The organism is bacterium (assembly GCA_041649255.1).
GTDB lineage: Bacteria > Hydrothermota > UBA3073 > JACQXS01 > JAQTXJ01 > JAQTXJ01.
Genome location: JBAZNK010000016.1, coordinates 16635 through 30225, shown reverse-complemented (window position 1 = coordinate 30225; position 13591 = coordinate 16635). Strand labels below are relative to the sequence as shown.

Here is a 13591-nt window from a genome sequence, read left to right as displayed (position 1 = left end):
CTTTGTGGTAAAATCTTTTTTAATCTGCGCTTATCTGTGTTTATCTGCGGTTTCAATCTTGTTTTCTGTGGTTTCTGTTTCCCTAATAACTATTATACGAATACCCTATTAACTATTATACTATTAAAGATTCCCGAAGCTATTCTCTTATATCTTTCAGTAACTCTTCATAAGTTACGGGAACTGTCCCGAATTTACTTACTTCTATTCCTGCAACTATATTCCCGATTCCGGCAGATTCTATCAAACTTGCATTCGTTGCCAATGCGATAGTTGTTCCCGCGATAGCCGCATCTCCTGCCGCCGTTTCATCATAAACTTCACGAACTTTTGCAGGAATTTTATGTGCTCCAACGGAATCAACCAGTAACATCCCTTCTTTCCCCAGTGTAAGCAATACTGCTTTGCAATTCAACTGTTTCCGGACTTTTTTACATATGGGTTCTATATTATTGTGAGTGAGTTTTTCGCCTACGGCGCGTTCAAGTTCATACTTATTGGGTTTGAATAAAGTTACGCCCTCATAGGCAAAAAAGTTATCAAATTTAGGGTCAACGGTTATAATTTTATTCTTAAAAATACTGATAAGTTTTTTGATTAAGTTTTTTTGGAGCATTCCCTTATCATAATCTTCAAAGAGTATAGCATCAAACTTTGTAGCACAGGAAGACACGAATTCAATTATTTTCTTTTGTAATTTTTCATTTATGAGGCGTTTTGATTCATAATCTATTCTTATAAGTTGTTGGGTTCTTTTTTCGGCTACAAAACGGATTTTTGTTATAGTCGGGCGGGTATCATCGACAAAAACACCGGAAGTATCAACGCCTTTTTCTTTCAGAGAAGATTTCAGTTTTTGCCCTGCCTCATCATTTCCTATTATTCCAACCATAAAAGAATTACCTCTTAAAGATTTAATATTACAGGCTACGTTAGCGGCTCCTCCCGGGACATATACTTCGCGTGATACGGTTAATACCGGAACAGGAGCTTCGGGAGAAATACGTTCTACGCTGCCCCACACGTATTTGTCCAACATTATATCTCCGATTACAAGAATTTTCTTACCCTGAAACTTTTTAATAATCTCTTCTTTTTTCATCTTTTCTCCTAATAACGATTATAAAAAGCCCTTTCCAGCTCTGCTGGATTAGGGATTCCTATCCAGCGCAAAGCTCGGGGCACTATTATACTATTAACGATTCTCAATTACCGTATCTTTATTATACAAAATATCATCTCTTTTTAGGTAGTCAAGAACATAATGAAGCCCCCTGGACTCTTTTCGCATAATAGCACATTTTGTAATAAGCATCGCCGTATTTACGACGTTACGAAGTTCTACAAGCGCATACGAAATCGTATGTTTCTTGTATAAATTGTCTATTTCTTTTTTATATTGAGATATTTTGGATAACGCATCTTCTAAATCTTTTGTATTCCTGACTATACCTACTTTTTCCCACATTATGAAACGAATATCGGACAGGTATTCGCTAATTATATTATTATCACAGATTGAAGAATTAAGGTTTTTCTTTATAGGTTTTGATGTAGAATTTTCCGGATGAATTTTTTTGATTCCTTTTATTGCAGATTTTGCTGCGCGAAAACCAAAAACAATAGACTCCAGTAAAGAATTGGATGCCAACCTATTAGCGCCATGAACGCCTGTGCAAGCGGATTCTCCTGCTACATAAAGACGGGGAATATTTGTTTTCCCGTCAAGGTCGGTAAGAATACCTCCACATAGATAATGGGCGCCCGGAACTACGGGAATAGGTTCTTTTAACGGGTCTAATCCGAGAGAGAGGCACGAATTATAAATATTCGGAAATTTATTAACGAATTTTTCGCCGAGATGCGTTACGTCAAGCAACACATAATCAGTATCGGTGCTTTTAAGTTCAAAATGTATGGCGCGAGCTACTATATCTCTTGAAGCTAATTCTTTTCTGGCATCATACTTTTCCATAAAAGTATCCCCTTTAGAAGTTTTTAGTATTCCGCCTTCGCCTCTTATAGCTTCGGATAACAGCAATGCTCTTTCTCCTATTTTCTTTCCGTAAAAAGTTGTAGGATGAAACTGCACGAATTCCATATTTGCGATTGTTGCGCCTGCTCTATATCCCATTGAAATTCCGTCTCCCGTGGCAATTGAAGGATTAGTCGTGTGCAAATATACGCTTCCTGCTCCACCGGTCGCTATTAAAGTTATTTTCGAGAATATGGAAAATATTTTATTGTTTTTTTCATCCAAAGCCCAAACGCCTATACATTTCCCATCTTTTAATATAAGGTCAATTGCAATCCAATCTTCGAGCAAAGTTATACCTTCGGAGCTTGTATTATGAAGCAGTGAATTTTCGATCTGTGCGCCTGTTGCGTCTTTTGTATGGACGATTCTGCGCATAGAATGTCCGCCTTCCATTCCCAAATCTAATTTCCCGTCTTTTGCTTTCGTAAAATCCACGCCTAATTCACAAAGTCTTTTAATTATAGAGGGCGCTTCGGTTACCATTATCCTGACTGCTTTTTCGTTGCAAAGTCCGGCTCCGGTATGTAGTGTGTCTTTTATATGGTATTCTATGGAGTCATTTGAGTCAATCGCCGCGGCTATACCGCCTTGCGCGTAGTTAGTGTTTGCTTCGCTCCGACCTTTTTTGGTGATTATCGTCACTTTGCCGTAAGCTGCGGATTCAACGGCAAAAGCAAGCCCCGCGATTCCACTTCCGATAACTAAAAAATCCGTTTCCATTAATACAAAAACAATATCTAAAAACCTATATTGTCAATAAGTTTATTAGTTGGACTTTGCGACGTAGGAGCATTAGTCCAACTTATCCAGCAAAGCTGGGTTTGTCTGTCATTCCCTTTTCCTAATAACTATTATACTAATACACTATTAACGATTCTCAAAAACCTATATTGTCAATAAGTTTATAAATAAGATATTGGATTTGAATTATTGAAGTATTATGTTAATTCGGTTTACAAGTCTTCGCGAGGTCAAAATCAATAAAGTCAGAGTGATTAATAATAATTGCTTCCCTTGAACGCTCAAGCGTGTCGCCTTCGTGGGAGTGCGCAAGTATTATGTGAGCTACTTCATTTGGCAGTTTAACTTCAAGCGCAAGAGCGTAACCTATCGCAGGATGTCTTGCTTTATTGCCAAGAAAAGATTTTACGATTTTGCCATCTTTACGTTCGTATTCAATGAGTTTCCCTACATCGTGAGTTAATCCGCCGGCGATAAGAATATCCATATCTATTTTAATTGCAGGATTGTCTTTTAATACCGTATTAGCAATGTTTACTGCAAGTTCCGTAACTTTATTAGTATGTTCAATCAATGAAGTTTTTGCAGGAATTAGTAAAGTAAAAGGAATATCGTCTATTTTTTCCCAATTACCTCTTTTAACGCCTAAAAGCCATGCATCTACAACTCCCTGTTTCAATGCAGGATTTTTTATAAGTTCCAATTTTGGAAAAGTTTTTTTTATATATTCTGCGTTTATCATTTTATACCACCTTTTTCAATTTTTTTACTCAAGCTCTTTCCAGCTTTGCTGGATTAGAGATTGGTATCCAGCTCCGCTAGGCTTTCCGTTTTCTATTCTCTGCGTACTTTGCGTCCCTGCCTGACGGTAGGCAGGTCTGCGGTGTAAATTTTTATCCGTGCAAATCCGTGTCCGTTATCCGTGGCTATAAATTTTTTCTGTTTTCTGTGGTTTTAATTGTTTTGTATCAAAAATTTAAGTAATCCGCCTGCGTTAATGATTTCGAGTTCAAGATTTGCAAGTGGATTTGCCTGGTAAATTTCTTTCCCCGTCTCAGAATCTATGATTTTTCCTGTTTCGGGATAAACGGATATAATAGTACCCTCTTTAATTGAGGATATATTTTTGCATTCTAATAACGGTAACCCAATATTTATCGAGTTCCTGTAGTATATACCTGCAAATGATTCTGCGATAACAAGAGATACTCCAAGTCCTTTTATTGCAACGCCTGCATGTTCTCTTGATGACCCGCAACCAAAGTTTTTTCCTACAACCATTATATCACCCGGTTGTACTTCTTTTATGAATTTTTCTGCACCCGGCACACCTTCCATAGCGTGTCTTGCCATTTCCTGTTTATCGGTTAACGGTAAGTATTTTCCGGGATATATTTGGTCCGTATCAATATCGTCCCCAAATTTCCAAATTCTTCCTTTTATCATAGTTATTAGTATATTAGGGTATTAGTTAATAGTTAAAATAATATACTTGTTAATCATGTATTAGTTAATCGGTACTAAGTTTTTGCTTTTGTAAATATCGTACATAACCATTAATAGTTTTTATTCCGTTGAATATTATTTTTCTAAAAGTATTATAAACGTCAGTTGAAATATATTTTTCATCTAGGGCAACATTGATATGTTCTAATAATTCATAAGCTGAACCCCGTGCTTGTCTACAAAATTGTGTGTTTTCTTGATAGTGATACCTTCCGTAGCCTTCAGCTATATTTGCAGTAATAGACCTTGAAGCACGAATAATTTGGTCAATAAGTCTGTATTTTTCTACATCAGGAAAAGTTTGGACTATTTTTGATATTTTTATTCGTAAGTCCCTAAATATTTTATAAGTATCTAAATCCTCAAAAGTTTCTACTTTACTCATCGTCATTTTTTCCCCTAATAACTATTACACTATTATCCTATTAACTATTCCCTGTTTCTAATTTCTTTCCTAATAACTATTACACTATTATACTATTAACTATTCCTTGGTTCTGTAATGACTCCCGCCACAGCCGTAGCTGCAGCCGTAGCAGGCGAAGCTAAATACACTTCCCCGCCTTTACCTAATTTACCTATAAAATTACGATTTGAAGTTGAAACCATTGTTTCGCCGTTTGCGAGAATGCCGGGATGTCCTGTCGTGCATAATGCACAACCCGGGTTTACGACTACCGCTCCCGCAGAAAGGAATATTTCATAAAGACCTTTTTTCAATGCTTCTTTTGCCACGTTCATTGTTGCAGGAACTATTATCAATTTTATCTTTGCCGTTTTACCCTTTAATATATCTGCGGCAGCTTTTAAATCTTCATATTTGCCATTAGTGCAACTGCCTATAAAAACCTGGTCAATCGGTGTCCCTGCGACTTCCTTGACCGGTTTTACCATGTCCGGTGAATGTGGACAGGCGATTTGCGGCTCAAGTTTTGAAACGTCAAACTCGTATTTGCTTTCATAAATTGCATCTTTATCTGCCGTGAAAATAGAGTCTTTAGATTCTACAAACCCGATTTCCCCGGACATTTCGGTTACCATACTTGTCAGTGTGATTCGTTCTGCCGTATTCATAGATTTAACGGTATTGCCGGTAAATTCGACGGATTTATTTATGGCGCCGTCCGTTTTTAGATTTTTTAGAACATATAATATGACATCTTTTGCGCAAACAGGTTTTTTTATTTTTCCGTTTATTTCAATTCTTATTGTAGGTGGAATCCGATACCATAGTTTCCCGTATCTCATCGCGCCGGTTATGTCGGTTGTTCCTACGCCCATTGCAAGTGCTTCAAATGCTCCAAGCAAGTTCATATGAGAATCAGTTCCGATTATGACGTCACCCGGGTGAACAAGATTGTGTTCAAATAGAATATGTTGTCCGATACCTTCATTAACGTCAAATAATTTACATCCTGTTTTTTTGACGAAATCACGGCAGATTTTATGATTGTTTGCTACTTTTTCATCTCTTGGCGGAATGTGTAAGTCAAAAGTTATGGCTACTTTGTCTTTATCGAATAGGGGAGAGTCTTTAAAGTTTTCTTTGTATTCCAAAATTACATTTGGCCCGCCAAAATCCCGCATTGCAACGAGGTCGGTAGGTAACCATACACGGTCGCCTATATGTGTGTCTTTGCCTAACTTCTTAGACAATATTTTCTCGATAACGGTTTTGCCTGCCATAACTTTATCTAGTTGGAGTCACTTTACTTAAATTCCTATCTTCATTTAACTATTAACTATTACACTAATATACTATTAACGAGTACCCTACTATATAAGTTATAATCTGTCAAGAATATTGTGGTTGGTTAAAGGTGATAGAAAAAATTAGTTTCCTTCGTGCCTATAATCCGCATTCCGTTCTCTGTGACCTCTGTGAGTTTTATCTCTGTGCTCTCTATATTTCGATGTCTGTTTATGTTTTCTTTGAACTCTATGTTTTTTTCTGTGATTTGTTCTCAGTGCCCTCTGTGGTTGCTTTTTCTTTTATCCGTGACTAAAAATTCTTTCTGTTTTTTTACCTTAACCAATACTTTCTATCCAATGTGCGGTACTGTATTGCTTCTGAAATATGCGCCGAGCTTATATCTTTTGCCCCTTCTATATCCGCTATAGTTCTGCTGACTTTAAGAATACGGCTATAAGCCCTTGCGGATAAGCCAAATTTCTCTATCGCAAGTTTTAAAAGGTTTTCAGACGTTGAATCCAGAACACAATATTTTTTCAAATCCCTTTGTGTCAATTGAGCGTTACAATAAAGATTCTTATGTCCCGAATACCGCTCAATTTGAGATTTGCGCGCTTTATTTACGCGGTCACGGATTTTTACGGAAGGTTCTCCCGTTGCTTTACTAATTAGTTCTTTGTAAGGAAGTGACGGAACTTCTATATGAATATCCACGCGGTCAAGCAATGGCCCCGAAATCTTGGATATATATTTTTGAATCATTGCAGGAGAACAAGTGCAGTTATGATATAAGTCCCCAAAATATCCACACGGACATCCATGCGGTTCCAAACTACTAAACATTTTATATTGCTGCTCAAATTGTAGATTGTTCCTTATTTTATAATTCTTATCTATAGAAGTAGTCATATTAAAAAAGTATATTATATTTGGAGATTAACTTTGTCAAATTAAAACAAGTTTTTCAAAATCATTACTTTTGAAATGATATTTTATTTGTGTTTCAGTGTTATTTTTATCCCCATTTTAGCATATAGAATCTCAAATAATTATTACAGATAGAGCATTGGAAAAACTATCCGCTTTTTTTTCATATTTATGTTTATATGTAATATATTATATATCCAAACATATTTGGAAGATTCTTATAAAAAACTTGTCAATATACTTTTTAATCATATTATTAAAAAATTGTGAGTCTACTAAGCGTAAATCGGAATTTTAAAATATTAATAGTTAATATAATGGATATATTATGAGATAAAAAATTCTATAAGTCTAAAAGCATGGATAGTATATATTTATAAAAGTTTTTATGGCTCAAAAAATAATCAGAAACGAAAACGCACCATTTTATTTTGAGATCCTATTGGCGGGAGTTGAATTTTTAAATCTTCTGGAAAAAGATTCTTTTGTTACGAAAATACAAATTAAACCGGATAGGAAATATGGGCAGAAAAGACGAATTGAGGACTTAACAAAGTTCTATAAGAATGTACAAGTTGAGGTTATCCAAATAAAACATACACTAAGACCAGAAAGTAAATTGGGATTCGGTGATTTGTGGATTACAAACCTGCATCAAACAAATACTCGTCAATCTTGTCGAAAAGAAGGAACTAATATATTTAAGTTTCTAAAAAGTTGGCGTGTTCACAAGAAGCAAAATAAATCTGTTCGACTAACTATTGCAAGTAATAAAATCCTAACAAATGAGCTATTTGATTTTTTAAGGGATATCAAAAAACTACGGGAAAAGAAGCTATCATGGAAATCTTTTCATAATAGGCATAACTCTGAAATCAAAAGTATTAAAGCTAACTGTAATGCAAGCCCATTTGTTAATAACAAGGAGTTAAAGAGTTTTCTCTCAGCGCTCCATTTCAAAGAAATCCCAGCGATAGATGTATTGGAAAAAGAGCTCCGCATGAAGTTAAAAAGAGAAGGTGTTGTTGATAATGAAAGAGGAGATGCTTTTATAACTAGGATTACAAGACTTTTTGTCTCAAATGAAATAGAAGTTACTCCTCAAAAAGTAATTGAATTCATTGACCGATTAGAAACAGGGTTAATACAAGAAATTGCTACTCCATTAAATTATATTGATCGTCCTAATCTGGAAACTAAAATTCTACAAGCCATAGAAGCAAAGAAAAAAAGAGGTGGCTTTGTTTTGCTTTTTGCTCCCTCCGGTTCAGGAAAAACAGTTTTACTCTCTCATCTTGCAGAAAAGAACACAGATTTTTTCCCTTATTTCTGCCGTATTCGTCCCTTTGAGGCAGTGAAAGGAAAGTCAGGATACTCGAATAATAACCGACTTAAAAGCTCTTGGTTCAAAACAGACATTATTCAAAGATGTTATGAATTTGGATTGCTTGACAAAACTATTGGCATTAAGGACGATGAAAATTTCATTGATAAAACTTTTGATGAGGCATTAAAAAAACTTAGCGATAACGCACTAAAGAGGCATAGCAAGAAGATTGTCATTATAATTGACGCTCTTGACCAGGTAGAAACTGATAACTATAGAGACAAGTCAGTTCTAGATGCTATCCCTTCAGTTAATTACCCAGGTATAGTTTTTTTGTTGAGCACTTGGGGGGAAAGATATCTTCCCAAGTCAATTAGAAATTTAACTCCAAATACAAAAAAAGAAACTGGCATAAATCTATATTTCACCGAAAAAGAGATTGAAAGATATTTTAAGCAAGCTGATATACCACTTAATAGAGACCAAATTGCAATTATTAAAAAAAAGACTAATGGCTTAGCTATTTCACTGTTTTATCTAAGCAGAAAACTAAAACAATCCGGCACCCCTGATAACATAATTCGCTCCCCCTCGCAATATACTGAAGTATTTGACTGGTACAGACCTATCTGGGATAGCTTAAGTAAAAAAGAAAAAGAATGTTTTGGTTATCTTTGTTTTCATTTTGCCAGTGTTAAACGAGAAGATTTACAACAGTTAATGTATTATAGGCAGTTAAATATTACTACATTTAATGACCTTTTAAAGAAAGTTGATCATTTTCTCCACTTGTCGGGTGGTTTTATTGAGCCTTATCATGATAGTTTCAGACGATTTGTTATCGCTCAGATTATGAGAGATAAAAAGTCTTATCATCGAATCCTTGGTAAATATTATTCAAAAAATGCTTTATCTCTATATGGTAAAAAATATATCATTAAACATTTAGAGGTTGTTGGTATAAAAGACTCTTCAGTAAAAACTATTTTCCAAAAACTTCATCAAACTGGATTTTTTAACAAAATTCTTAGGTCAAATATAGATGAACCTACCAAAGTTGAAATCGGTAGAAGTTTTGTAAATTACTTCTATCACGTTCAGAATGTAGAACAACTGGTTCACTACGCAATACTCACAAGTAATATCTATTCTATTACTCATGATGAAGATGTCTTTCAAAAAGCACAAATCGGAACAGAAAAGTTGATTTCAGAAGTAGAAAAAGAGTTATTGCTTCCAAAAATAAATCAACCATGGTACCAGCGAGAATGGGTGTTTAAGCGGTTGGCGGTTGGAAATATTCTAATAGAGAAAGCAGATAAAAATTGTATTGACCTTGCACGTAGATTTATTGATGATAGTTTATTTAGAATTAATTTAAATCCTGAATTGCTTTGGAGCAAAGATGCAAATGATGAATTCTGGAATAATGTTGAAGTTCTTACCCGTGCTCTAGTTAATGCACATCAGTATAAAAAAGCATTGGATTTCGTTAAAAAAGGAATTTCTTTCCAGAAGCCTAGCTTAAGATTAGAGGGGGGTTTTAAAGGTATTAAGTTAACAAAAATTCATCTACAGAACCTGAAAATTAATAATAAAGAGACGCTAAAGACAATATCTAAGTCTTCCAAGATAGAACGTCTTTTAATCTACCTTGAGAAGGAGAAAAATGGGTTGAAGATTTCTGATAATTGGGACTTTAGAAGATTACTTAATGACGAGAAAGTAGAGAGATTTCTTTACGACAATAAACATGAAAGTCAACGTCTAGATTTTGCTGAAGCTTTATTCATTCATGGAGCGAAAAACTTTAAAAAAAGAACTCAAAAACTTTTGAATAAAGTAGAGATTGAACTCCCTTATTGCAATCGTGGTTATACAGATTGGGGAGGGCCAGAAAGGACTCGTGAATTATTCCTCAAATGGATTGCTTTAAAGGGGTTAATAGATAAAAAGTTTAACTTGAAAGAGTTTTACATTGACTCTCTAAAGGAAAAATTTTCAAGGGCAAGGGATTATTCAGAATATGAAAATCCAGAGTTTTTAAATGTTCTCTCAATAGAATGCGATTTGGAAAAAAATAGATTGCTACTACAAGCAAGAAAAATTACATGGGAAGGTTTTTGGAAAGTCTTAGAAAATTCCCTTAGGCTCTATAAACAAAAAATAGACCAAATCAACCCCAATGAGGATAATAACTATGAAACAAGGAAAAATCTTTATCCATACAGTCATGACCTCTTAGATCTTATTAGAGATAACTTACAAATCATTAGCGTTCGATTTCCAAACAAAACTTTATCTTTCCTCAATAAAATTGAGAATATTTTGGGAATTGCTTATATAAACAAGAGAGCAGATATTTTAGAAAAGTTGATAGAAGTGTCTGTGCCGACAACTATTATAATTAAGGAAAAACTGGAAAGTTATCTGGGAAAAACATTCGAAATACGCCAAAAAGAAAGGCTTGATAACCTTAGTAAAAGTAGTAATTTACAGAATCTAGCTGTCATTGCTGCACAAAAGGGATTCTTGATTATGGCGGATAATATTTTTATTAAGAGTTTGAAATACTCTCGTGGATTATGGAGCAAAGAAGACTTTAGATTTAATAACCTTGTAGATTGTCTTAGAACGCAAAAGTCAGAGCAATTTAAATTGATTTTGAGATATATAGAACGTGTTTCTGATATAATCGAAGGAGCAGGATATTTAAGGCTGGATTTTCTAGAATCTGCTACTTATGAAGATTTCAGGATGGCACTAGACTATCTCTACAAATTTATAGTTGAAGGGAAAGTCAATCAAAACGAAGCTTTAAGACGAGTTATCTCGACTTATATAAAACGTTATCATTATCATACTATCAAAGATATTCTACCGCTTTTGGGTTTAATGCACATCAAAGAAGAAAATTCTTACGAGTATTTCGAAAACATCACAAAAGTTTATTTTAAACTTTGCGGATGGGCTTTAATTAATAATGATTACCAGAGAGCTGAAGAATTAATGATGCGATACTTTGAGATTTTGAAGAAATATATTGAGCCTACTGATCGAATAAATCTATTACAAGATATAATCTTATTTATCACTCCTTATTCTCAACTGAAAAGCATTAGGAGAGATGTTGAGTTTTATCTCGCTGCCCTTCGGCAAGAAGGCTATTCGGCGGCTATGAAAAAAAGTCCCGAATTTAAGGTAACTTATGACAGCATTGATATTGAAAAACTTAAAACTTCTGCTAAAAAGGGGCGCATAAAGTCAGTTCTGAAAACTTTAGACCAATATACAAAACAAAAAAACTACTTTACGGATAGGTTAGTTGCAGAATTAGTCCCATTTCTTAGTTATGCTGACTTACAGCACGTTAGAGAATGGGCTGTGTCCAATAAAATAAATATAGAAGGGGCAGAATTATTTTCTACCCTTATCAGAAAAACTGTGGCAACAAGTAATCAATCATTGCTTGCCAAGACGCAATCCGACGTGTTTAGAGCTATAAATAATTCGGAGCATAATTATGAAATCCATGGGATTATCAAAGCGCTGGATAAGATAGATTTTCCTAACAAGCAAGCTTTTATCAGAAAATTATTACTAGCAGGAATTCGTAGGCTTGCAGGAGATAGTTATTCTTTGCCACAGTTTTTTACTTATGCTTCCAAATACATAGATAAGTATTTTATTGATATTAAAAAGTTTTCTTTTGCAAGCTGGAAAAATATCGTAGAAACATCAATGAGTCTATCTTTATCAAAAAAATAATATGGACATACTTGAATTTCTTTCGCAATATTTAGCCTCTCCTATTGTCGCTCATCGTAACAGAGCAACACTTTGCTTATTTCAGGAAGCATTAACAAATTCGCAGGCAGTAAGCCAACTCGGTTTAAATTTACGTTCAAAAAATTTTGATATCGTATTCGGTAGTTTAAGAATCCTGCTTGCTATTAGCTTGAGAGCCCCGGAAAAAGTAAAGCCTTTAATCAAAGGGATTATTTCTCTTGGAAAACAGACAGGTCATTTTGGAATTGCAAATTTAAGTAAAGACATTTTAGCTAACCTCATAAATGTTAATCTTTCCCTTCAGCATCCTATAGATTTGATTTCCACAAGGGTAACACCTGCAATGAAATATGCTAATAATTCCAACGATATATTTTATACTAATTGTGACCATTTTATTGAATACGAGCTTGGTGGGAAAAATAACATGTATGAATTCTCTCACATATGTGAGGTTTTTAAATATGATTGTAAAAAAGCATTTAGACAAGTCACGTATTATATGAAAATTATTGGGTACAAAAAAGGGGTACAGTATTGGGAAGAGAGTCCTTCTAGTTTGCGCTACGATATCGAAGGCAAGCATTACAAAACTCGTCTTCATTACTATGCAAGACATGCTATTCAAATGTTCTTAATGTGGTGCGTGAAGAATCTATCTGTTTCTATTGAGACTTGGAAGAATTTTTTGGTTAATGAACGTAAGTGGGATGCTTCTATTCCTGATTTACTCGTAGAAGAAAAACCTGAATTTATCAAGTTTACTGATCTTCAGGTAGATGCGGGAGCATGGCTTAAAAAGAGAATCAAGAAAGCAGATGCATACGAACTTTTGAATTCAAAGGCTGAATGGATACCGTTGTATGAAAGAACTTATTTTAAAACTGAAGATAAGTCTTTTGAAAAGCGTGTAACTACTTGCTTTGTTCGTACACCAACAGAAAAACTCTCGAAGAAGATTAAAGTAATTCCAGTAGATTATAGTTGTAGAAGCTGTTATATAAATGAACTTCCCCTTAAAGCAAAGAAAAAAGAATTATTGAATACGAATAAGTACAGCCATTCTGATTTTTTAGAAGACAGGCTAATCCCTTCTTACGGAACCGTATCAGAAGATTTTGGAGGCTATGTAAAACTCTTTCCTGCACCAGAAATAGTAGAATACTTTAAACTAACTCAAAAGAAGAATTCTTTGGAATATTATAAAGGGAAACAACTTGTTATTCACTGTATTAATTGGGAAAGTGGTTATCACAGAAATATTGATGGTTATGGAGAAGATAAATTTGAATTGGCAAACTACGGGTATCTCCTTATTATCAGCTCCAAATATCTTAAGAGGTATTTATTGAAAAATAACCTTAAGTTAATTGCTGTAGGGGAAATTTGGAAACGGAAAGTAGGTAATTTAGGGCGAGAGTATCCTTATAATAGCAAAAATGCCAAATACAAGCAGCTGTCTTTTGAAATAGTGAAGATATAGATTGGCAACTCTATGCTATATAGTTGAACCAGTTTTTTTAATAAAAGAGCTAATGCCAATATTCATTTATAGCTTCAAGAAAAGATG

At 34.4% G+C, this 13591-nt stretch carries 9 protein-coding genes; 2 read left to right on the top strand and 7 right to left on the bottom strand.

Going from position 1 to position 13591, the window contains the following annotated elements; all coding sequences use genetic code 11:
• Window positions 1–139 precede the first annotated feature (139 nt).
• The 7 genes from WC614_10940 to WC614_10910 all read right to left on the bottom strand — a co-directional run bounded on the left by WC614_10940 (window position 140) and on the right by WC614_10910 (window position 6887).
• Entirely contained in the window at window positions 140–1102 is a 963-nt protein-coding gene (locus WC614_10940; GenBank protein MFA5033520.1) for a PfkB family carbohydrate kinase, read from the bottom strand.
• A 93-nt stretch (window positions 1103–1195) separates the two neighbouring features.
• On the bottom strand, window positions 1196–2758 hold the full coding sequence (gene nadB, locus WC614_10935) for an L-aspartate oxidase (GenBank protein ID MFA5033519.1): 1563 nt from the start codon (window positions 2756–2758) through the stop codon (window positions 1196–1198).
• A 223-nt stretch (window positions 2759–2981) separates the two neighbouring features.
• Window positions 2982–3521 (bottom strand): HD domain-containing protein, encoded by a 540-nt coding sequence (locus WC614_10930; protein MFA5033518.1) that lies wholly within the window; start codon window positions 3519–3521, stop codon window positions 2982–2984.
• Window positions 3522–3733: 212 nt separating this feature from the next.
• The gene (locus tag WC614_10925) at window positions 3734–4225 is read right to left on the bottom strand and encodes a 3-isopropylmalate dehydratase (protein MFA5033517.1); all 492 of its coding nucleotides are present in this window, start codon (window positions 4223–4225) and stop codon (window positions 3734–3736) included.
• Between the two features lie 64 nt (window positions 4226–4289).
• Entirely contained in the window at window positions 4290–4670 is a 381-nt protein-coding gene (locus WC614_10920) for a four helix bundle protein (GenBank protein MFA5033516.1), read from the bottom strand.
• A 95-nt stretch (window positions 4671–4765) separates the two neighbouring features.
• Complete coding sequence (locus WC614_10915) at window positions 4766–5971, bottom strand: aconitase/3-isopropylmalate dehydratase large subunit family protein (GenBank protein ID MFA5033515.1); 1206 nt, start codon at window positions 5969–5971, stop codon at window positions 4766–4768.
• 337 nt (window positions 5972–6308) lie between these two features.
• Entirely contained in the window at window positions 6309–6887 is a 579-nt protein-coding gene (locus tag WC614_10910) for an ATP-binding protein (protein MFA5033514.1), read from the bottom strand.
• A gap of 406 nt (window positions 6888–7293) precedes the next feature.
• On the opposite strand from WC614_10910, the gene WC614_10905 reads away from it, so the two are divergent.
• Both WC614_10905 and WC614_10900 read left to right on the top strand, forming a co-directional pair.
• Window positions 7294–12000: a P-loop NTPase fold protein gene (locus WC614_10905; GenBank protein MFA5033513.1), complete on the top strand. Its 4707-nt coding sequence runs from the start codon at window positions 7294–7296 to the stop codon at window positions 11998–12000.
• A 1-nt stretch (window position 12001) separates the two neighbouring features.
• Entirely contained in the window at window positions 12002–13504 is a 1503-nt protein-coding gene (locus WC614_10900; GenBank protein ID MFA5033512.1) for a hypothetical protein, read from the top strand.
• Window positions 13505–13591: the final 87 nt, after the last annotated feature.

Bases quoted from the DNA above. Each gene is read 5' to 3' on its own strand.
- WC614_10940 (MFA5033520.1), bottom strand. From the start codon at position 1,102: ATGAAAAAAGAAGAGATTATTAAAAAGTTTCAGGGTAAGAAAATTCTT.
- nadB (MFA5033519.1), bottom strand. From the start codon at position 2,758: ATGGAAACGGATTTTTTAGTTATCGGAAGTGGAATCGCGGGGCTTGCT.
- WC614_10930 (MFA5033518.1), bottom strand. From the start codon at position 3,521: ATGATAAACGCAGAATATATAAAAAAAACTTTTCCAAAATTGGAACTT.
- WC614_10925 (MFA5033517.1), bottom strand. From the start codon at position 4,225: ATGATAAAAGGAAGAATTTGGAAATTTGGGGACGATATTGATACGGAC.
- WC614_10920 (MFA5033516.1), bottom strand. From the start codon at position 4,670: ATGAGTAAAGTAGAAACTTTTGAGGATTTAGATACTTATAAAATATTT.
- WC614_10915 (MFA5033515.1), bottom strand. From the start codon at position 5,971: ATGGCAGGCAAAACCGTTATCGAGAAAATATTGTCTAAGAAGTTAGGC.
- WC614_10910 (MFA5033514.1), bottom strand. From the start codon at position 6,887: ATGACTACTTCTATAGATAAGAATTATAAAATAAGGAACAATCTACAA.
- WC614_10905 (MFA5033513.1), top strand. From the start codon at position 7,294: ATGGCTCAAAAAATAATCAGAAACGAAAACGCACCATTTTATTTTGAG.
- WC614_10900 (MFA5033512.1), top strand. From the start codon at position 12,002: ATGGACATACTTGAATTTCTTTCGCAATATTTAGCCTCTCCTATTGTC.